This window comes from Nocardioides sp., from assembly GCF_014360585.1.
Lineage (GTDB): Bacteria > Actinomycetota > Actinomycetes > Propionibacteriales > Nocardioidaceae > Nocardioides.
Genome location: NZ_JACIXG010000025.1, coordinates 1 through 20,922, shown reverse-complemented (window position 1 = coordinate 20,922; position 20,922 = coordinate 1). Strand labels below are relative to the sequence as shown.

At 69.2% G+C, this 20,922-nt stretch carries 18 protein-coding genes; 6 read left to right on the top strand and 12 right to left on the bottom strand.

Translation table 11 applies throughout. The annotated features are described in order from the left end of the window. Positions 1-257: 257 nt before the first annotated feature. Both H5T77_RS10490 and H5T77_RS10485 read right to left on the bottom strand, forming a co-directional pair. Positions 258-1,469, bottom strand: coding sequence for a winged helix DNA-binding domain-containing protein (locus tag H5T77_RS10490; RefSeq protein ID WP_292648622.1), 1,212 nt, complete (start codon positions 1,467-1,469; stop codon positions 258-260). Between the two features lie 24 nt (positions 1,470-1,493). Next, a complete protein-coding gene (locus tag H5T77_RS10485) occupies positions 1,494-2,222 on the bottom strand; it encodes a TIGR03936 family radical SAM-associated protein (RefSeq protein ID WP_292648620.1) in 729 nt (242 codons plus the stop codon). 99 nt (positions 2,223-2,321) lie between these two features. Here H5T77_RS10485 and H5T77_RS10480 point away from each other — a divergent pair, with 99 nt between their 5' ends. From H5T77_RS10480 to H5T77_RS10470, 3 genes are all read left to right on the top strand, one after another. Next, positions 2,322-3,311, top strand: coding sequence for an endonuclease/exonuclease/phosphatase family protein (locus H5T77_RS10480; protein WP_292648617.1), 990 nt, complete (start codon positions 2,322-2,324; stop codon positions 3,309-3,311). Between the two features lie 149 nt (positions 3,312-3,460). After that, complete coding sequence (locus H5T77_RS10475; RefSeq protein ID WP_292648614.1) at positions 3,461-4,078, top strand: DUF4190 domain-containing protein; 618 nt, start codon at positions 3,461-3,463, stop codon at positions 4,076-4,078. Positions 4,079-4,117: 39 nt separating this feature from the next. Continuing rightward, complete coding sequence (locus tag H5T77_RS10470) at positions 4,118-4,588, top strand: GNAT family N-acetyltransferase (RefSeq protein ID WP_292648612.1); 471 nt, start codon at positions 4,118-4,120, stop codon at positions 4,586-4,588. Here the strand turns inward: H5T77_RS10470 and H5T77_RS10465 are convergent. Then, positions 4,501-4,995, bottom strand: coding sequence for a GNAT family N-acetyltransferase (locus tag H5T77_RS10465; RefSeq protein WP_292648610.1), 495 nt, complete (start codon positions 4,993-4,995; stop codon positions 4,501-4,503). The two genes, H5T77_RS10470 and H5T77_RS10465, sit on opposite strands and share 88 nt — an antisense overlap. A 65-nt stretch (positions 4,996-5,060) precedes the next feature. Here H5T77_RS10465 and H5T77_RS10460 point away from each other — a divergent pair, with 65 nt between their 5' ends. Continuing rightward, the gene (locus H5T77_RS10460) at positions 5,061-5,444 is read left to right on the top strand and encodes a RidA family protein (protein WP_292648608.1); all 384 of its coding nucleotides are present in this window, start codon (positions 5,061-5,063) and stop codon (positions 5,442-5,444) included. 3 nt (positions 5,445-5,447) lie between these two features. On the opposite strand, the gene H5T77_RS10455 is transcribed toward H5T77_RS10460, so the two are convergent. Continuing rightward, positions 5,448-7,418 (bottom strand): TIGR03960 family B12-binding radical SAM protein, encoded by a 1,971-nt coding sequence (locus tag H5T77_RS10455; RefSeq protein ID WP_292648605.1) that lies wholly within the window; start codon positions 7,416-7,418, stop codon positions 5,448-5,450. 118 nt (positions 7,419-7,536) lie between these two features. On the opposite strand from H5T77_RS10455, the gene H5T77_RS10450 reads away from it, so the two are divergent. Further along, positions 7,537-8,205: a class I SAM-dependent methyltransferase gene (locus H5T77_RS10450; RefSeq protein WP_292648603.1), complete on the top strand. Its 669-nt coding sequence runs from the start codon at positions 7,537-7,539 to the stop codon at positions 8,203-8,205. A 154-nt stretch (positions 8,206-8,359) separates the two neighbouring features. Here the strand turns inward: H5T77_RS10450 and H5T77_RS10445 are convergent, their stop codons facing one another. The 8 genes from H5T77_RS10445 to ndk all read right to left on the bottom strand — a co-directional run bounded on the left by H5T77_RS10445 (position 8,360) and on the right by ndk (position 18,316). Next, the gene (locus H5T77_RS10445) at positions 8,360-9,577 is read right to left on the bottom strand and encodes a S8 family peptidase (protein WP_292648601.1); all 1,218 of its coding nucleotides are present in this window, start codon (positions 9,575-9,577) and stop codon (positions 8,360-8,362) included. Between the two features lie 335 nt (positions 9,578-9,912). After that, positions 9,913-11,595, bottom strand: a complete 1,683-nt coding sequence (locus H5T77_RS10440; RefSeq protein ID WP_292648599.1) for a S8 family peptidase — start codon at positions 11,593-11,595, stop codon at positions 9,913-9,915. Positions 11,596-11,692: 97 nt separating this feature from the next. After that, positions 11,693-12,916 carry a rod shape-determining protein RodA gene (gene rodA, locus H5T77_RS10435; protein ID WP_292648596.1) on the bottom strand — a complete coding sequence of 408 codons (1,224 nt, stop codon included), beginning with the start codon at positions 12,914-12,916 and terminating at the stop codon, positions 11,693-11,695. Between the two features lie 33 nt (positions 12,917-12,949). Then, positions 12,950-15,037 carry a penicillin-binding protein 2 gene (mrdA, locus tag H5T77_RS10430; protein ID WP_292648594.1) on the bottom strand — a complete coding sequence of 696 codons (2,088 nt, stop codon included), beginning with the start codon at positions 15,035-15,037 and terminating at the stop codon, positions 12,950-12,952. Further along, positions 15,037-15,579, bottom strand: a complete 543-nt coding sequence (mreD, locus tag H5T77_RS10425; RefSeq protein ID WP_292648591.1) for a rod shape-determining protein MreD — start codon at positions 15,577-15,579, stop codon at positions 15,037-15,039. The genes mrdA and mreD overlap by 1 nt, the downstream gene beginning before the upstream one ends. Further along, positions 15,576-16,529, bottom strand: a complete 954-nt coding sequence (gene mreC / locus H5T77_RS10420; RefSeq protein WP_292648588.1) for a rod shape-determining protein MreC — start codon at positions 16,527-16,529, stop codon at positions 15,576-15,578. The genes mreD and mreC overlap by 4 nt, the downstream gene beginning before the upstream one ends. Before the next feature lie 73 nt (positions 16,530-16,602). Further along, positions 16,603-17,628: a rod shape-determining protein gene (mreB, locus tag H5T77_RS10415; protein ID WP_292648585.1), complete on the bottom strand. Its 1,026-nt coding sequence runs from the start codon at positions 17,626-17,628 to the stop codon at positions 16,603-16,605. A 283-nt stretch (positions 17,629-17,911) separates the two neighbouring features. Continuing rightward, on the bottom strand, positions 17,912-18,316 hold the full coding sequence (gene ndk, locus H5T77_RS10410) for a nucleoside-diphosphate kinase (protein ID WP_292648583.1): 405 nt from the start codon (positions 18,314-18,316) through the stop codon (positions 17,912-17,914). A 98-nt stretch (positions 18,317-18,414) separates the two neighbouring features. Here ndk and H5T77_RS10405 point away from each other — a divergent pair, with 98 nt between their 5' ends. Beyond that, positions 18,415-20,826 carry a Tex family protein gene (locus H5T77_RS10405; protein WP_292648581.1) on the top strand — a complete coding sequence of 804 codons (2,412 nt, stop codon included), beginning with the start codon at positions 18,415-18,417 and terminating at the stop codon, positions 20,824-20,826. Positions 20,827-20,922 lie beyond the last annotated feature (96 nt).

Sequence of the window (20,922 nt, the reverse complement as noted above, 5' to 3'; positions counted from 1 at the left end):
GCGGTTCGTCACCTGCCGCGGTCGCTCGGCCGTCCGGGACCTTCCCGGGCGAGTCGCTCTCACTGACCTGCTAGGCCTGCGTCGCGGTCTGGCGACGACCTACCTCCTGCGTGCCGGAGTGCGGCCCCGAAGGACCCACGCCGGCGAGGCGTCGTCGGACTGTTCATTCCTCGGGTCGGGCCCGAATGTTTGAGCAGTCGTCTCGGAGTATCGCATACTCCCTGTCGACAGACCGATATCCGGACATCGAACAAGGCTCAGGGGAGCGTGCCAGGCTCGAGATTGCCAGCCTTCATCTGGCGCGACTTGTAGACGTTCACGATCACGACCCCATCGAGCCACTCGGTGAGGCGCGCCGCTTCGGCCTCCAGCGCCTTCCGTCCGGCCTCGCCGATGTCATGGCGCACGATCGGGTGCACCCGGCCACCCTCGTCCTGCGCCCACGCTCCCACGATCCGGCCGTCCCACCAGGCGGTGTTGCCGGCGTTGCCGTTGGAGTCGAAGAGGTACGCCACGTCGTCGGCCTCCAGATAGAAGCCGCGCTCCTTCCAACCCATGACCGTGGGGTCGAGGGTGGGCGTCAAAGCTGCCCACGGCTCGATCTCGGGCTCGATCGTGGTGGCGATCGGGTCGTCGGGGAGCACCCAGCCGACGCCGCCGCCCTCGAGCCCGACCTGCACGGCCCCCACCTCGGCGAGCGCGGCCCGTGCCGCCGTCTTCGTTGAGCCGAGCCACCAGACCAGGTCGGTCTCGGTGCCGGGGCCGAAGGTGCCCAGCCAGCCGCGGACGAGGGCTGCGTACCCGTCGGTGGCGGTAAGCGGAGCGGGCGCCTCGCCCAGCCACGTCTCGGCCAGGGTCCAGGTCGGTTTGCTCAGCCGCCAGTGGCCGAGATTGTTCGCTCGCACCAGTCTCCCCTGCGCGGCGAGGGTGCCGATCACCCAGCGGCCGATCGCGAACTCCCCGCCCCACTTCTTGTCCGGCGCGCCCATCCGGAACCGGACGTCGAGCGCCGGCACCAGCTCACGCAGCTGTGCCGTCGTGCGCGGCTCCCCGTCGGCGAGCGCCGCCAGCGTCGCGGCGAACGCCTTCTCGATCCAGCCGTCCTGGTCCTCGTCGATGCCACCCGCGGTCAGCCACTTGTGGAGGTTCTTCTCCTCCTGGGCCGCCACCCGAACCGAGGCGCTGCCCAAGGCCGCCGGAAGCAGATCTCGGGAAAAGGCGAAGAGCGTACGCCGCATCGCCAGCTGCTTGACCAGTGAGCGCTCCTCGTAGAGCGCACGCTCGACGTCCTCGACCCGGAGGTCGTGCACCCGCGCGTGCAGCGCGAGGTGGACCGTGGCCGCCTCGGTCGCGTGCCAGGCGGTCATCGCCTGCGTCGCCGCGGCCACGTCCGCGTACCTGTGGGCGGGGGCGAGCCCATGCTGGCGAGCCAGCCTCGCCCGGCGTTCGCGGTCGGTGACCGTTCTCATCGGCAGAGCCTCATCGCGGGCACGTTAGTGGAGCGGGTCGCCGATCGCGCCCGTTTCCTCGTCGAAGACGCCCTGGGTGAGCCGGGTCAGCAGCGGGAGTCCGCCGTGCTCGGGGCCCACCTTCAGCCCACCGATGCGCTCCAGGCCGGTGACGACGTCGTCGGGGCGTACGGCCGGGGTGCCGTGCTTGAGCAGGAGCTCCAACCGCGAGCCGCCCTCTCGTGGCGTTGCGGCGAGGCGTACGACCGCGGCCCGGGCGTCGAACTCGCGCAGACCCTTCTTGGTCATCCGGGACACGATGACCTCCTCGGCGCCGACGAACGCCTCGACCGCCGCGGCGGCGTCCTCCGGCGTGGTCGGGAGGTCGATGATCCACTCGCTGCCGGTGAGCAGGTCGGCCAGCGCACCCTTGGGCGAGGTGGCCGTGTCGACGACGTCGATCAGGTCGAGACCGTCGGGCATGACCTCGTCCAGGGCAGCCTTCGTCGTGGCCGGGTCGACGACCTCACGCAGCCCCAGCTCGACGTACTCGGCCTCGCTGGCCGCTCCCGTCGGCGCCGCGCCGGCGTAGGAGATCCGCGGGTGCGGGTTGAACCCCGAGGAGTAGGCCACCGGGATCCGGGCCCGTGCGACCGCGCGCTCGAAGGCACGGCTGAAGTCGCGGTGACTGGTGAACCGGAGCCGGCCGCGCTTGGCGTAGCGGATGCGGAGACGCTGGACCGGTGGGGCCTGCTGTTCGGGCTGTTGACGCACGAGTCGATTATGTCTGCCCTGGGGCGCGATGGCCCATCCGGCGAATGCGACGCAAACTGGCGGTAACGGTTCGCGTACGAAAAATGGGAGACTTCCGCGGTGAGCCACCACAGGAGCAGGCAGTTCTCGGTACGCCTCAAAGAGCTGTTGCCGATCCTTGCGGTTGTCCTCACCGTCGGCGCCATCGCCGCCCTGACCGTCCTCGCACCCCGGCTGGGCGACTCGAGACAGGCCTCCGCCGACGCCTCTATCGACTCTCCCTCACCGAGCGCCGAGCCGCTCGAGACCAGCCCGTCCGCTGAGCCGGAGCCGCTGCCGGAGTTCAAGACGTTCAAGGCGCCGCCCGCGATCGACAAGATCCCGAAGAAGCCGAAGATCGACCCGTGCGCGGTCCCGCGCAGCCTGAGCGTGATGACCTTCAACATCAAGGGCGGCAAGGTCTCTCCCGGCGAGCTCGGCGGCATCGCCGACGTGATCCGCTCGGCCGGCGCCGACGTCGTACTCCTCCAGGAGATCGACCAGAACCGCCGTCGCTCGGGCAACGTCGACCAGCCCGCGATCATCGCCTCTCAGCTGGGCATGCAGTCCGTCTTCGGCGCCAACGCCTACATCACCAGCCGCGGTGGCTACGGCACCGCGATCCTGTCGCGCTTCCCGATCGAGGGCTACGACAACACCCACCTGCCCAACCGCGGCGGCAAGGAGCAGCGTGGCTTGCTGCGGGCGAACATCATCGTCGAGGGCCAGCGACTGGTCGTCTTCAACACCCACCTCGACCACACCTCCGACTCGCTCCGGCAGGCGCAGATCGGCGCCGTGATGGCCAAGGTGAACGCCTACGACGGCGCCAAGCTCCTCGGCGGCGACCTCAACGCCGGCTCCGGCTCGGGCGTCCTCGGCACCGCCCTGGCCACGCTGACCGACGCCGGCGCCGCCCTCGGGGCCAGCCACGACGGTGGCGGCCGCGTCGACTACCTGCTCCCCAACTCCTGGCTGGCCGCCGGCGACGGCCGCGTCTCCCCCACCCGCCTGTCCGACCACCATGCCGTCACCATCGACTTCTCCATGCGCGGCGCCGCGGACTGCTGATTTCTAGGCGCGCACTCACCGGGCATGGGAACATCCCGCCCATGTCCTACAACGCGCCGGGTCCGGCGTATGAACCGAATCCGTATCACCAAGCACCGCCAGGCGGATATCCTCCGCCGCCACGGGGCGAGCAGCCGCCGTCGCAGGCGATGGCCACCGTCGCGCTGGTGCTGTGCTGCATCTTCTTCATCCCTCTGGCCGCCATCGTCGGCATCGGGCTCGCGATCGCAGTCCTGGTCAAGTCGACCCCGACGCGCAACTACGGCACCGGCAAAGCAGTCACGGGCATCGCGATCGGGTTGTGCGGGCTGATGATCATGTTCGGCCTGTTCACGTGGTTGGCGACGCTGGAGAACGGCACCAACCTCGACCGAGACCAAGATGGCGCTGCAACAACGAGCGGGACGGTGTTGACCACGGCACTCCGGGTCGGCGACTGTTTCAACAATGACACCGAGGTGCCCGAGTCCGAGGTGGTCATGGTCGGCACCGTCAAGGTGGTGCCTTGCTCCGAATCGCACCAGTGGGAGGCCTACCACGGCTTCAAGCTCGAGGACGGGCAGTGGCCAGGTGACATGCAGGTCGGCAGGCTCGCCGAGGGCGGGTGCGCCGAGGCGTTTCAAGGTTTCACAGGTGAGTCCTACCACTCGAGCACTCTGGAAGTGATCTACTTCCTGCCCGTCGAGCAGAGCTGGAGCGAGGGCGACCGAAGGGTGCTGTGCACCGTGGGAACTGGTGCGCTGAGGGCCGGGTCGCTTCGCGGCTAGGCTGCGAAGCCGATACGACTGCGTGAGAGACTTCCGGCCGTGATCGAGCTTCGCCCTGCCGCCGTGGCTGATGTGCCTGCGCTGATCGGGTTGTGGGAGGTGGCGGCGGAGAACGACTCGCGACCGGCCGACTCCCCGGCGAAGGTGGAGGCGTTGATCGCGCGCGCCCCCGACGCCTGCACGGTCGCGGTGACTGCCGAGGGACGGGTCGTCGGCTCGCTGATCTCCGGATGGGACGGCTGGCGCGCTCACCTCTATCGGCTGGCGGTCCACCCCGACGTACGCCGCCAGGGGCTCGCCCGCCGGCTCCTGGCCCACGCCGAGGACCGTCTCGTCGCCCTCGGCGCGAGCCGGATCGACGCGATGGTCCTGGAGGACAACGATCTGGGACAGTCGCTGTGGAAGAGCCTGGGCTACGAGCCTCAGGAGGACTGGCGCCGCTGGGTCCGCCCGGTCGGCCGAGGCCGGACCATCAGGTCGTACGCCGCCCGGAACCCGCCCCGCTCGTAGAACGGGATCGACTTCTCGCTGGGGCTCAGCACGACGCGTACGAATCCTTCCGCGTCCGCGTGGTCGGTGAGCGCGTCGAGCATCTCGGTGCCGAGGCCGCTGTTGCGGTGCTCGGGCAGGACGTAGAAGTTGGCCAGGTAGCCCCAGCGCGACGGCTGCACCTGGCCAGGTCGCGGCATCCGGGTGAAGATCAGCATGTTGACCATTCCGGCCGGCTCACCACCGACGCAGCCGAGCCAGGTCAGCCGCTGCTCACGCTCCTTGACCATCCACTCGTCGAAGCGCTCCTCGAACCCGGGGTCGTCGACCGAGCTCGTCGCCGCCTCCTCGACCCAGGTCCGGCGCAGTCCTGCCATAAGAGGGGCGTCCGCCGGCCCGGCCAGACGTACGTCGAAGGTGTCGATCACAGACCAGAACCTAGCCGCAGAAGTAAACATTGGCGCGTCTGCGAAGCCGGGTCTACCTTCGCCCAATGGATTTCGTGTCCCCCGAGGACCTTCCCGCCCCCGCCGGCTACAGCCACCTGGTGATCACCGACCCCGGCGCCAGGCTGGTGGTGATCTCCGGGCAGGTGGGCATGGCCGCCGACGGCACCGTCGCCTATGGCTGGGAGGCCCAGATCCGGCAGACCTTCGCCAACCTCGGCGTCGCACTGGCCGCGGCCGGCGCCACCTGGGCAGAGGCGGTGAAGCTGACCTACTTCGTCGTCTCCACCACGGAGCTGCCGATGATCCGGCGGGTACGCGACGAGTTCGTCGACGTCGAGCACCCGCCCGCCAGCTCGCTGCTCCAGGTCTCCGGCCTCTTCCGCCCCGACGTGCTCATCGAGATCGAGGCGACCGCCGCGATCAGCTGAGCCCTACACCACGGACAGCGGGAGCAGCTTCTGACCCGTGGGGCCGATCTGGATGTCGGTCCCCATCTCCGGGCAGACGCCACAGTCGTAGCACGGCGTCCAGCGGCAGTCCTCGACCTCGATGTCCTCGCCGTTGGCGACCGCGAGGGCGTCCTCCCAGTCTGCCCAGAGCCAGTCCTTGTCGAGACCGGAGTCGAGGTGGTCCCAGGGGAGGATCTCGTCGTACTCACGCTCGCGGGTGGTGTACCAGTCGAGGTCGACGCCGGTGCCTTCCAGGCCCTTCTCGACGGCGGACATCCAGCGGTCGTAGGAGAAGTGCTCGCTCCAGCCGTCGAAGCGGCCACCGTCGCGCCAGACCTGCTCGATGATCCGGCCGACCCGGCGGTCGCCTCGCGACAGCAGGCCCTCGACGATGCCGGGCTTGCCATCGTGGTAGCGGAACCCGATCGCACGGCCGAACTTCTTGTCGGAGCGGACCGAGTCGCGCAGCTTCTGAAGGCGTACGTCGGTGGTCTCGTGGTCGAGCTGGGAGGCCCACTGGAAGGGCGTGTGCGGCTTGGGTACGAAGCCACCGATCGAGACGGTGCAGCGGATGTCGTTGCGGCCCGAGACCTCGCGGCCCTTGGCGATGACCTTCTTGGCGAGCTCGGCGATCTGGAGCACGTCCTCGTCGGTCTCGGTCGGCAGGCCGCACATGAAGTAGAGCTTCACCTGGCGCCAGCCGTGGGAGTAGGCGGCACCGACGGTGCGGATCAGGTCTTCCTCGGTCACCATCTTGTTGATGACCTTGCGCATCCGCTCCGAGCCACCCTCGGGCGCGAACGTCAGGCCGGAGCGACGGCCGTTGCGAGAGAACTCGTTGGCCAGGGTGATGTTGAAGGCGTCGACGCGCGTCGACGGGAGCGACAGCGAGACGTTGGAACCCTCGTAGCGGTCGGCCAGGCCGGTCGCGACGTCACCGATCTCGGTGTGGTCGGCGGAGCTCAGCGAGAGCAGCCCGACCTCCTCGAAGCCGGACTTCCGGATCCCGTTCTCGACCATGTCGCCGATGGTCTTGATCGAGCGCTCACGCACCGGACGGGTGATCATCCCCGCCTGGCAGAAGCGGCAGCCGCGGGTGCAGCCGCGGAAGATCTCCACCGAGAACCGCTCGTGGACGGTCTCGGCCAACGGCACCAGCGGGTTGCGCGGGTAGGGCCAGGCGTCGAGGTCCATCAGGGTGTGCTTGCGCACCCGCCACGGGATGTCGGGACGGTTGGGCACCACGGCCTCGATCTGGCCGTCGGCGGCGTAGTTGACGTCGTAAAACTTCGGGACGTAGACGGCACCGGAGACGGCCAGCCGCCGCAGCAGCTCGTCGCGCCCGCCGGGGCGCCCCTCCTGCTTCCACTCGCGCACGACCTCGGAGATCTTGAGCACGACCTCCTCGCCGTCGCCGAGCACGGCAGCGTCGAGGAAGTCGGCGATCGGCTCGGGGTTGAACGCGGCGTGGCCGCCGGCGAGCACCACCGGGTCGTCGTCGCCGCGGTCGACCGCGTGCAGCGGGATGCCGGCGAGGCTGAGCGCGTTGAGCATGTTGGTGTAGCCGAGCTCGGTCGAGAACGAGAGCCCGAACAGGTCGAACGCCTTCACCGGACGGTGGGCGTCGACGGTGAACTGCGGGATCGGGCCCTGCTCGTCACCCTCGCGCATGATCTTCTCGAGGTCCGGCCACACCGCGTAGGTGCGCTCCGCGGCGATCCAGTCACGCTCGTTGAGCACCTCGTAGAGGATCTGGACGCCCTGGTTCGGCAGCCCGACCTCGTAGGCGTCCGGATACATCAGCGCCCAGCGCACCTCGACGTCGTTCCACTCCTTGACGGTCGAGTTGAGCTCGCCGCCGACGTACTGGATCGGCTTGGACACCAGCGCCAGGCGCGGCTCCAGCCGGGGGAACACGGATTCAGGAACGAGGTCGCTCTGGGCGACGGTCACGATGGGCACCTCAAAGCTCGGGAACGATCAACGCCAAGCGTACGCCGCCCCCTGACTCCCCCACCAAACCTCGCGTCGCCGGGCGGCCTCCCCGACGTCCGCAGGTAAGAATGTCGTCATGGCATTGCGAACCTGGTCGGAACAGTTCGCCGGGGGCATCATCTCTGACGCCGTGGCGACGCTCAACGCGCGTCACCCCTGGAGCCACAACGACCACTTCCACAGCTGGATCCTGGCGAACCTCCCCGCCCGGCGACGCACCGCGCTGGACGTGGGCTGCGGTCAGGGCGGGCTGCTGGCCGCACTCTCGCCGAGGTTCACGACGGTCCACGGCACCGATCGCGACGGCGCCATGAGGGGGCAGGCCGCTACCCGCTGCGCCGGCCTGTCCAACGTCACCATCCACGACGGCACCTGGATCGACGGGCCGGTCGACCTGGTCACGATGGTCGCGGTCCTGCATCATCTCGACGTCGCCGACGCTCTCGAGCAGGTGCGCGACATCCTCGAACCGGACGGGCGGTTCCTGTCGGTAGGTCTCGCTCCTCCCCAGGACGTCACCGACCACCTGTGGGACCTCGCGTCGATGGTGACGAACCCCGCGATCGGCTACGTGAAACATCCCTGGCCCAGCGACGACGGCGCATCGCAGCCGGTCGTCCCCGTCAAGGACCCGACGATGTCGTTCGCCGAACTGCACGGCATCCTCGCGGACGTCATGCCGGGCGCCTCGATCCGGCACCGTCTCGGGTTCCGGCACACCATCGCCTGGACCAAGCCGGCGTAGACGGACGTGGATGAGGCGTTGGGGCCGCCCCCTCCCGGGCGGCCCCAACGCGCTCAGTGGATCTCGAACCGCAGTCACGGCCTCGCGAGCTCGGCCGTGTGCTCGCTCGATCTCCTCGCGTTTGCCTGACGCAAGCGTCAGGCAAGGCTCGGACTCAGAACAGCGTGGTGAGCAGCAGGTTCGGCGAACCGGTGCCGGGGTTGGTGACCACGTCAGGGGTGGCGGCGCCGATCAGGCCGGTGGCGACATCGGCCGGGGTGGCCGAGGGGTTCGCCTCGAGGAAGAGGGCAGCGGCGCCGGCGACATGGGGGGTCGCCATCGACGTGCCGGAGATGGTGTTGGTCGAGCCGTCGTTCCAGGCGGAGGTGATGTCGACGCCCGGCGCGAAGATGTCGAGGCACTCACCGGTGTTGGAGAAGTTCGCGGTGGCGTCGGAGTCGTCGGTGGCGCCGACGGTGATCGCCTCGGGGACGGCCGCAGGCGAGGAGCCGCAGGCGTCGGCGCTCTCGTTGCCGGCCGCGACGGCGTAGGTCACACCGTCGGCGATGGAGGCCTGGACGGCCGCGTCGAGAGCGGGGTCGTTGCCACCGCCGAGCGACATGTTGGCGACGGCCGGGCCGTCGGTGTGGTTCTCGGTGACCCACTCGATGCCCGCGACGACACCCTCGGTGGTGCCGGAGCCCTGGTCGTCGAGGACGCGGACCGGAACGATCGTGGCCTCCTTGGCCACGCCGTAGGTGGTGCCGGCGACGGTGCCCGCGACGTGGGTGCCGTGGCCGTTGCCGTCGGCCGCGTCGGTATCCCCGTCGACGGCGTCGAAGCCCTCACCGATCCGGCCGCTGAACTCCGAGTGGTCGGTCGCGACGCCGGTGTCGATGATGTAGGCGGTCACGCCCGCACCGGTCTGCTCGTAGTGGTAGTTCTTGTCGAGCGGCAGCGCGGCCTGGTCGATCCGGTCGAGGCCCCAGGTCGGATCGGCCTGGTCGCCCTGGGTGGTGTAGCGGTGGTTGGCCTGCACGTAGGCGACGTCCGGGTTGTCGCGGACCTCGGCGAGCGCGTCCTTGTCGAGCGACGCCGAGAAGCCGTTGAAGGCCGTGTTGTAGATCTCCCGTACGTCACCACCCGCGTCGCGGGCGTCGCTGCGGACCGACTTGGCCTCGGACTTCGCCACGTCGCTGCGGCCCTGCTTCTTCATCACGACGATGTACTGACCCTCGATTGCGGTCGAGGCGTCCGCGCCGCGCAGCGGTGCCGGACCGTCCGCGGCGCCGGCCGGAACGGTGAAGGCGATCGCCGAGGCTGCTGCTCCGACAGCTACGGCTGAGATGACTGCCGGCGCCTTGAAGGCCCGGTTCTTGATGGTTCGGCACACGTTCTGACTCCCGTCATCGTGCGGCCCGATGAGGCCACAACCATTCATTGCACCGGACTCGGGAACCGCCTGTGGGCGGTCCCCCGTGCAGCCCTCGCACGTGCCGGCCGAACGCCCTGCGCCCTCCCTACGGCCGCAACCCGAAGCGTTCGGTCAACCACGTAATCACGTTACGTAATGCTCGTAACGACCCAACTCATCGCATTGCAGCAACGTGCAGATATCCCAGGTGAACACCTGTGAACAGCCTGGAAACAAGGCATGAAAGGGTCTGCAACCCAGCACGCCGGGCCGCTCGCATTACGCGAGCGACCCGGCGTGGTCAGGCTTTTGGATCAGGCGATAGAGGTGTCATCGATCAGGAAGCTGGTCCCCAGCGAGGAGTCCTCGGTTCCGGTGAACGTCAGCGTCACGGTGCTGCCGGCGAAGGACCCGAGCGAGAACGACTTCAACGAGTACGAGGAGCTCGCGTTCAGGTTGGAGTATGTCGCCAGCGTCGTCGACCCGACCTTGACGGTCAGCTTGTCATAGGCCCTCGACGTGGTCGTCTCGTTGGTGATCACCCGCAGGTAGAACGAGAGGGTCTTGCCGGTCGTGGGCAGGGTGACCGACTGCGACAGCGTGTCGGTGTGGGTGCTGCCGTAGCCGTTCAGCCACGCCTTGTAGGAGCCCGTACGAGCGGGAGTGCTGCTCGAGCTGTCGATCACGCCCGTGGAGGCGCTCCAGCCGGTCGCGCCCGACTCGAAGCCCGGGTTCAACAGCAGGTTGTCGGTGGCCGGCGGGTCCGTCGGGTCCGTGGCGCCGCTCCACAGCGAGTAGAGGAGGCGGTTGGGTGATCCGGTCCCGGGCGAGGTCACCACGCCGGTCGTGGCGTTCGAGTTGATCGCCGAGGCGACGGCGGAGGGAGACGCCGTCGGGTTCGCCTGCAGGTAGAGCGCGGCCACTCCGGCGACGTGCGGGGTCGCCATCGACGTACCGGAGATCGTGTTGGTCGCGGTGTTGGAGGTGTGCCACGCCGAGGTGATCGACGAGCCCGGAGCGAACAGGTCGAGGCACGAACCGATGTTGGAGAAGCTCGAGCGGGCGTCGGTGTTGGTCGTCGAGCCGACGGTCAGCGCCGCGGCGACACGGGCGGGTGACCCGTTGCACGCGTTGGCGCCGGAGTCGTTGCCCGCCGCGACGGCGTAGGTGACGCCGTCGGCGATGGAGTTCGAGACCGCGGAGTCGAGGGTCGTGGAGACCCCGCCTCCGAGCGACATGTTGGCGACGGCAGGACCGGAGGTGTGGTCGGAGGTCACCCAGTTCACACCCGCGATCACCCCGGCGGTCGTGCCGGATCCGGAGGCGTCGAGCACCCGGACGGGAACGAGCGTGACACCCTTGGCGACTCCGTAGGTCGCACCTCCGACCGTCCCGGCCACGTGGGTGCCGTGACCGTTCTCGTCCTCGGTGCTGGAACCGATGGCGGTGTAGCCGGAGGTCACCCGGCCACCGAAGTCGGCGTGCCCGGAGCGGATGCCGGTGTCGAGGATGTACGCCTTCACCCCGGACCCGGTGTAGTCGTAGTGGTAGTTCGAGTTCAGCGGCAGGTTGCGCTGATCGATCCGGTCGAGACCCCAGGTGGGGTTGGCCTGGTCACCGCTGGCCTTCACCTTCTGGTTGGCCTCGATGTAGGCGACATCGGGGTCGTTGCGGAGCGCGTCGAGCGCGTCGTCGTCGAGCGTGGCGGAGAAGCCGGTGACCGCCTTGTCGTAGGCGTACTTCACCGAGCCGCCCTTCTTCTTGGCGAGCGCACGGGCCTCAGCCGCGTTGGCCTTCGCGGTCGAGCCCTTGCCCTCCATCACCACGATGTAGGAGTTGTCGATGGCCGTCGACTTCTCGGCACCGATCAGCGGGGCCGGGCTGTCGGCCGCGCCGGCAGGGCCGGACATGGCCAGGATGGTGGTAGCCGCACCGACGGCGGTCACCGTCGCGGCAGCCAGCGCACCGAGGCGCTGGGTTCTGTGGGGTCGGTTCATGATCTTGCTGCTCCCGTCGTCAAGCAGCCTCGGGTTTGAGACTGCAAGGGGTCACACGGATGCCCTGTAGGGCAACCGGAAGGGAACGTAATCGAGTTTAATTTCGATGAAACGCGGCATCTTTTCGCACTGCAGCAACCTGCAGGCGATCACGCGAGCGGAGCTCCTGAAGTGGTCCGGACCGGTCCAGACCGGTGCGCCGCGAGCGGCCCGAGATCCCGAGCAGCAGGCCCACCGCCAGCAGCGTCGCGATCATCGATGATCCGCCGTAGGAGAGGAACGGCAGCGGCACGCCGGTGACGGGCATGATGCCCAGGCACATCCCGATGTTCTGGAAGCTCTGGATGCCGAGCCAGCAGACGATCCCGGCCGCGGCCACACGTCCGAACAGGTCGTCGGTGCGCGCCGCGATCCGCAGCCCGCGCCACAGCACGACCCCGATCAGACCGATCACCAGCAGCGAGCCGACCAGCCCGAGCTCCTCCCCCACGACCGTGAAGATGAAGTCGGTCTGCTGCTCCGGGACGAAGCCCGCACGGACCTGCGATCCCTGGAACAGCCCCTGGCCGAAGATGCCGCCGTCTCCGATCGCGATCCGCGCCTGCTGCACGTTGTAGCCGGCCCCGCGAGGGTCCAGCGACGGATCGGTGAACGCCATGAACCGGTTGATCTGGTACTGCTTCAGCACCCCGGCCGCGACGACGATCGTGGCAGCCGACGCGCCGATCAGCGCCAGCAGGGCCAGCCACCGTCGCGGCGTCCCCGCCGCCGCGAGGACGCAGAAGACGGTCACGCCGAGCACCAGGGTGGTGCCGAGGTCCGGCTGGAGCAGGACCAGAGCGATCGGCACCGCGGCGACCAGGATCATCGCGATCACGTCCCCCAGGGAGACCCGGGCCTGCCATCGACCCTCGCTGCGCTCGGCGAGCACCAGAGCCATCGCGATGACCACGGCCAGCTTGGCCAGCTCCGAGGGCTGGACCTGGACCGGCCCGAGGACCACCCACGACTTCGAGCCGTTGATCGTGGAGCCCATCACGAGCACCAGCACCAGCCCGACCACCGCGCCCAGGTAGACCACGGGCGTCAGGAGCCGGACCCAGCGATGGTTGGTGGCGACCACGCCCACCATCAGCACCAGCCCGGCGGCGACGTTGATCATCTGCTTACGCAGATAGGCGGTCGTGTCTCCGCCGGTGAGCGCGTCGCGGTGGATGGTCGCGGACCAGACCAGCAGCGTCGACAGCGACACCAGGACCAGCACCGCGCCGAGGAGGACCAGGTCGATGCGGCGTACGAAGGCCATCACGTCGTTCTTCATGCTCTGCGGTTCCCCCGTTCCCTGTCCGTGTCCCTAGTCCTTCGGCGCGACGATCGAGCCGTCGGTGCCGAATGCCGGCAGGTTCCGCGGCGGGTCGATGCCCTTGATCGCGGCCTTCTTGGGCCGGACCTCGGCGCCACCCTCCTCGACTCCGTAGAGCGACTCCCACAGCTTGCGTACGGAGTCGCCGACTGAGCCCGATCCGGTGCCGCCCTGGGAGATCGTCATGATGACGACGTACTTCTTGTTGTACGTCGCGACCCAGCCGGTCGTCTGCTTGCCGGTGACCTCCGCGGTGCCGGTCTTGCCGCGCACCTTCACCTCGTCGAGCGGGAACCCGCCGAACTTCCAGGCCAGGGTGCCCGTCCGCGTGGTGCCGAGCAGCGCGTCGTTGACGTAGCCGATGCTCTTGGGCGACATCTTCACCTTGCCGGCGACCTTGGGGTCGATCTTCTCGACCACGGTGCCGTCGGCACCGACGACCGCCTTCCCGATCCGCGGCTCGTAGAGCGTGCCGCCGTTGGCGAGCGAGGCGTAGGCCCGGGCCAGCTGGATCGGGGTGACCATCGTGTCGCCCTGGCCGATGGAGAAGTTCACCGCGTCGCCGGTGCGGTAGTAGTTGCCCTCGATGCAGAACTCGTGGGCGAAGAGCTGCAGGAACTGGGACGGTGCGTTCTTCTTCTCGTCCATCCGGCAGTAGTAGCCCTTCATGGCCTCGTAGTACTCGGCCTTCCACTTCCGGTCCGCGATCCGGCCCGCCGACTCACCGGGCAGGTCGATGCCGGTGCGCTTGCCGAAGCCGAACGCCTTCGCGGTCTCGACCAGCGGGTCCTTGGCGTTGACGTCGGCCGGGTTGGAGCCGAACTTCTGCCAGTAGTCGACCGCGATCCGGTAGAAGAAGGTGTTGCAGGAGACCTGGAGCGCCTGGGCGAAGTCGATGTAGCCGTAGGGGGCCGACTCGTAGTTCTGGAACACGCGGTTGCCGACCTGGAGCCCGCTGGAGCAGTCGAGCCGGGAGTCGCGGCTGTAGCCGTTGTTGAGGGCACCGACCGTCATGAACGGCTTCCACGTCGAACCTGGCGCGAACTGGCCCTGCGTCGCCCGCGGCAGCAGCGGGTAGCCCGCCTTCTCGGAGTAGAGCCGGTCGAGCTGCTTCTGGGTGATCCCGCCGACCCACTCCTCGGGGTCGTACGTCGGCTGGTTCGCCATCGCGACCAACCGGCCGGTCTGGGCCTCCATGACCACGACCGAGCCGGAGTCGGCCTCGTAGTTGCGGCCGGAGATCTTGTCGAAGGTGTTGCGGGCGGTCTCGATCGACTCGGCGAGCAGCTTCTCGGCGCGGCCCTGCACCTTGGCGTCGATGCTGGTCACCAGCGTGTCGCCGGGCTGGGAGGCGACCGAGTCGCCGCGGCCGATCTCGCGCCCGAGCGAGTCGACGGTGACGGTGTCGTAGCCCGGCATCCCGCGCAGCCACTGGTCGTACTGCTTCTCGACGCCCGAGCGACCCACCATCGAGGTGATGTTGAGCGACTCGTCCCCGCGCTCCCGGGCGTCCTTGTTCTCGTCCTCGGTGATCGGGGAGAGATAGCCGAGCACGCCGGCGGCGTTGATGCCGTGGGGGCTCGGGTAGGAGCGCAGGGTCTGCTTCTCCGCGACCACCCCGGGGAAGTCCTCGGGCTGCTCGAGGATGCGCAGCGCGGTCGACTCGGAGACGTCGGTGGCGATCGGCACCGGCTGGTAGCGGGTGCCGGACCAGTTGGCGATCGCCTCGTCCTGCTTCTTCGGGGACACGTCGACGGCCTTGGCGACGCGCGCCATCAGCGTCTTGCGGTCCGCCTCCTCCAGCCCGTCGAGCACGCCCTGGTCGAGGCTGACCACCCAGGCCGAGCGGTTCGTCACCATCGGCCGGCCCTGGGCGTCGACGATGATGCCGCGCACCGGCTGGCGCACGACCTCACGCTTGGACTGGGAGGCGGCGGCCGCCTGGTAGGCGTCGCCGTGTCGCACCTGCAGGTAGAAGAGCCTGACCCCGAGCGTGGCCAGCAACGAGAACACGAGCGCCTGGATGACGATCAGCCGCAGCCGGCTGACCTGCGCGGTGGGAAGCCTGCTTCGAGCCACTAGAAGTCCCCCTTACCGATCAACCAGAGCAGCATCGGAATCACCAGCGGCGCCAGCAGCAGGTCGTAGCCCACGCTGATCAGGACGGTCGGCAGCAGCGTCAATGGTGCCTCACCGAGGATCAGGCCGCTGACCGCGAAGATGCTGACCCCGATGAACGAGCAGGCCGCCACCGTGGCCATCACGGTCAGTGCGTTGGGACGGCCCGGGCCGTTGTGGGTGTTGCTGCTCTCACGTACGCGGCTGGCGACGTAGCCGACGATCAGCAGCGAGAGCGCCCACCGGCCGGCGGTGTGGTCGGCGGGCGGCGCCAGATCGAGGAGTACGCCCGCCGCGAACCCGGTCACCAGGCCGGCCTGGCCACCGCGGGTGAGCGCGACCGCGACGACGACCAGGAGGGCCAGGTCGGGAGTGATGTCGCGGATGGCGAAGGCCGGCGCCACGCTCAGCTGGAGGACGACGGCGATCACGACCAGCATGCCGACCAGGACGTTGCGAAGCACCGGAGCGGCGCCCGACGCACGCGCGTCCATCTCGCTCATCGCAGCTCCCCTTCCGGCGTGACGACGGCGCGGTCGCTCAGCGTGTCGTTGGGCACCACCACACCGACGACGTCGAGCGAGCCGAAGTCGACGTACGGCTTGATCCGCACCGTCCGCGAGGAGTCGCGCACGCTCGCGAAGGTGTCGGTCACCTCGCCGATCGGCAGCCCGGAGACGTACGGAGCGGCTCGGCCGTCACCCCAGGTGACGACCGTGTCGCCCTTGAGAGGGGCGGCGCTCTGGTCGATGAGGTCCAGGGTCAGCAGACCGGCGTCGGAGCGGCCGGCGACCACTCCGGAGCCCCGGACCATGCCGACCTGGCCCGACTTCTTGCCGCCCGTGTCGGCACCGCCGACGCGGCCGCCCACAACTGAAGCGGCGTCGACGATCAGCAGGACCGTGGCCGAGGTCTTCGTCACCCGCAGCACCCGGCCGGCGAGGCCGTCGCCGGTCACGACCGACATGTCGGACCTGATCCCGGCGGCGCTGCCGGCGTCGATGGTGACGGTGCGGTTGAAGGTCTGCGCCGGGCCGAAGGCGGTGACCCGCGCCGGGACGAGGGCGTAGCCGAGGTCCTCAGCGGCTCGGGTGATCGACTCGTACTCGGCGAGCTTGGCCCGACCGTAGTCGGTGACCTCGACCTGGCGACGCAGCGTGGAGTTCTCGGCCTCGAGCTCGGCGAGCCGCTCACGCAGGTCGTCACGGGTGTCGAACCACTCCGGAATCCCGGTGAACGGGCGGGCCACCATCGCCGCGCCGGTCTCCAGCGGGGAGAGCACCTCGCCGACCGCGGTGCGGGCCGGCTCCAGGACGGGGGTCTGGTCGAGCGTGGCCAGGGTCGCGCAGCACAGGATGAGCACGATCAGCCAAGAGCGTTTCGGGCCGCTGCCACCGGAACTCGTCTCGAGGCTGCCGCGGCGGTTGAGCCTCTCCCGCGGCCTACGGACCATGGATTTGGGGCCTTTGCGCTGTTCCATCCCCTTGCGAAGACGCTCGCTGGGGCGGGGGCTCAGCAACGACACGTCACCATCTCCTGTTCTCGTTCACCAGGACGGGGCGGAGCACGTCGTAGTCCTCGACGCAGCGGCCGGCGCCCATCGCGACCGAGGTCAGCGGAGACTCCGCGACGTGGACGGGCATACCGGTCTCGTGGCGCAGCCGCTCGTCGAGCCCGCGGAGGAGGGCGCCGCCGCCGGTGAGCACGATGCCGCGGTCCATGATGTCGCCGGCGAGCTCCGGTGGCGTCTGGTCGAGCGTGGAGCGGACCGCGTCGAAGATGTCGTGCAGGGGCTCCTCGATCGCCTTGCGCACCTCGGCGCTCGAGACGCTCACGGTGCGCGGCAGGCCGCTGACCAGGTCCCTCCCCCTGATCTCGGCCTCGGGCTCGTTGGGCAGCGGCCAGACCGACCCGAGGGTCATCTTGACCTCCTCGGCGGTGCGCTCGCCCAGGAGCAGGGCGTGCTCCTTCTTCAGCCAGGTCATGATCGCGTTGTCGAGCTGGTGACCGGCGGTCCTGATGGACTGCGAGGTGACGATGCCGCCGAGGCTGATCACCGCGACCTCGGTGGTGCCGCCGCCGATGTCGACGACCATGTTGCCGGTCGGCAGGTGGACCGGGAGGCCCGCGCCGATCGCGGCTGCCATCGGCTCCTCGATGATGTTCACCATCCGGGCGCCGGACTGGTAGCCGGCCTCCTTCACCGCACGGATCTCGACCGCGGTGATCCCGGACGGGACGCAGATGACCATCCGCGGCTTGGCGAAGTAGCGGCGGCGATGGACCTGGTGGATGAAGTAGCGAAGCATCTGCTCGGTCGCCTCGAAGTCGGCGATCACGCCGTCCTTCAGGGGCCGCAGCGCAACGATGTCGTCAGGCGTACGTCCCAGCATCTTCTTCGCCTCATGGCCGACGGCGACCATCTGGCCGGTGTTCTTGTTGAGCGCGACCACACTCGGCTCATCGACGAGGACACCCTTGCCGCGGACGTAGACGAGGGTGTTGGCGGTGCCGAGGTCCACCGCCATGTCACGTCCAATGATGCTCGCCATACGTCCTCGCGTTCCCGGGGCGCCGCGTCGGGGATACGTGCTGCAGGATGCGGGCCTGCCGACGAGGCTACGAAGGTCCGAGCCCCAATCCGGAGAGGCTCGCCGAAAGCGCAACGATACGGGGTGAGCTCGCGTCGCCGAAGCAGGGGATGCCCGTGTTCACCGGGTGTTGCGGAACGGCTCACGGACCCTTCTCGAACGCAAATGAAATCGCGCCGGTAGCCACCGGCGCGATCCCAGAGTCAGGCGATCCGCGCTTCGCGCGGTCACGTCCTCGCTCGTCTCAGGCGCCGAACCAGAGCTTGATCTCACGGTCGGCCGACTCAGGAGAGTCGGAGCCGTGGACGAGGTTCTCGCGGTTGGAGAGCGAGAGGTCGCCGCGGATGGTCCCGGGGGCGGCCTTGCGGCCGTCGGTGGCGCCGTTGAGCGCACGGACGACCTCGATCGCCTCGTCACCCTCGAGGACGGCCGCGACGAGCGGGCCGGAGGTGACGAAGTCGCGCAGCGGCGGGTACCACGGCTGCTCGACGTGCTCGGCGTAGTGCTCATCGGCCAGGCCCGCGTCGACGGTGCGGTGCTCCAGCCTCACGATCGAGAGGCCCTTGGCCTCGTAGCGGGACAGGATCTCCCCCACCAGGCCACGGCGTACGGCGTCGGGCTTCAGGATCACGAACGTGCGCTGCGTCATGGGTCGAGGGTATCGGGGCGGGCCGGTCCCGGCACGTTCGGGCCGGGTGGTCGAGCCGTCCGAGAGAATGTCGGTGGCGTACGGCAGGATGGCGCCCCGTGACACCAACTCCATCAGCTCCGACGCTCGCAGACTCGATGGCCGCGATTCCGGCCCGCATCGCCGAAGATCTCGGGGTGCGCCCCGCACAGGTGAAGGCGGCGGTCGCCCTGCTCGACGAGGGTTCGACGGTGCCGTTCATCGCGCGCTACCGCAAGGAGGTGACCGGCGGCCTCGACGACGCCCAGCTGCGTACGCTGGAGGAGCGGCTCGGCTACCTGCGCGACCTCGAGGAGCGGCGTGCCGCCGTCCTCGCCGAGATCGCGAAGCAGGACAAGCTCACCCCCGAGCTGCAGGCATCGATCCTCGCCGCCGACACCAAGGCGCGCCTCGAGGACATCTACCTGCCGTTCAAGCCGAAGCGGCGTACGAAGGCGATGATCGCCCGCGAGAACGGGCTCGAGCCGCTGGCCGACGGCCTGCTCGCCGACCCGTCCCTGGATCCCGTCGTCGAGGCCGAGAAGTTCCTCGGGGAGCAGGTCCCGGACACCAAGGCCGCGCTCGACGGCGCCCGCGCGATCCTGGTCGAGCGGTTCGGCGAGGACGCCGACCTGATCGGCACGCTGCGGGAGCGGATGTGGCAGCAGGGCCGGCTCGTGACCCGTGTCCGCGAGGGCCGCGAGAACGACCCGGCCGCGGCGAAGTTCTCCGACTACTTCGAGTTCTCCGAGGCGTACGCGTCGCTGCCCTCGCACCGCACCCTGGCCGTGCTCCGGGCGGAGAAGGAGGAGGTTCTCGACGTCACCCTCTCCCCCTACACCGAGGAGCCGGAGCCGGGCGTGGTGACCGACTACGAGCGCTCCATCGCAGCCCGGTTCGGGATCGTCGACTCCGGCCGCCCGGCCGACAAGTGGCTGGGCGAGACGGTGCGGTGGGCATGGCGCACGCGAATCCTCTTCCGGCTCGAGCTCGACATGCGCACCCGGATCCGCACGGCCGCCGAAGAGGGCGCGATCTCGGTCTTCGCCGACAACCTGCGTGACCTGCTGCTCGCCGCACCCGCCGGGACGCGGGCGACGATGGGCCTCGACCCGGGCATCCGGACGGGCGTGAAGGTGGCCGTCGTGGACGCGACCGGGAAGGTCGTCGACACCTCGACCGTCTACCCGCACGAGCCGCGGCGTGACTGGGACGGATCGCTGGCGACGCTGGCGAAGCTGTGCGCGAAGCACAAGGTGGACCTGATCGCGATCGGCAACGGCACCGCCTCGCGCGAGACCGACAAGCTCGCCGCCGACCTGCTCAAGCTGCTGCCGGACCAGAAGATGACCAAGGTGATGGTCTCCGAGGCGGGCGCGTCGGTCTACTCCGCCTCCGCCTACGCCTCCGCCGAGCTTCCGGATCTCGACGTGTCGATCCGTGGGGCGGTGTCGATCGCGCGCCGTCTGCAGGACCCGCTGGCCGAGCTGGTGAAGATCGAGCCGAAGTCGATCGGCGTCGGGCAATACCAGCACGACCTCCCCGAATACGGTCTCTCCAAGTCCCTCGACGCAGTCGTCGAGGACTGTGTCAACGGCGTCGGCGTCGACCTCAACACGGCCTCGGCTCCGCTGCTGCGCCGGGTCTCCGGCATCACCGAGTCGCTGGCGACCGCGATCGTCACGCACCGCGACACCAACGGACCGTTCCGCACCCGCAAGGAGCTCACCAAGGTGGCGCGGCTCGGCCCGAAGGCGTTCGAGCAGGCGGCAGGATTCCTCCGGATCCGGGGCGGCGACGACCCGCTCGACATGTCCGGGGTGCACCCGGAGGCCTACCCGGTCGTGAACCGCATCCTCGACAAGGCCTCGGCCGACATCGGGTCGGTGATCGGCAACCCGCAGGTGCTGAAGTCGCTGAAGCCCTCGGAGTTCGTCGACGAGAAGTTCGGCCTGCCGACCGTCACCGACATCCTGGCCGAGCTCGAGAAGCCCGGCCGCGACCCGCGCCCGGAGTTCAAGACTGCGACCTTCGACGACTCCGTCCACGCCGTCTCCGACCTGCGCCCGGGCATGGTGCTGGAAGGCACCGTCACCAACGTGGCCGCCTTCGGTGCCTTCGTCGACATCGGCGTCCACCAGGACGGCCTCGTCCACATCTCCGCGATGTCGGACAAGTTCGTCGAGGACCCGCGCGACGTGGTCCGTTCCGGTGACGTGGTCCGCGTGAAGGTGATGGAGGTCGACGAGGCCCGCAAGCGGATCTCGTTCACCCTCCGCCTCTCCGACGACGCTCCAGCGGCAGGCGAGCCGAAGGCTGCCGGTGGCGACCGCGGTCAGCGTGGTCAGCGCGGCGGTGGCGGCGGCGGAAAGGGCCAGCCGCGCGGCAAGGACGGCAAGGGCGGCGGTCGCCCGCAGGGTCGCGGCAGCTCGGCCCCCGCCCCCGCCAACAGCGCGATGGCCGACGCCCTGCGCCGCGCAGGGCTCAACTGAGCCAGACCCCGCCGAATCGGTAGTTGTGGCGGCCCGAATCGGTAGTTGTGGGCGACGAAAGTAGATCTTCGTCGCCCACAACAAAAAAAACGGCCC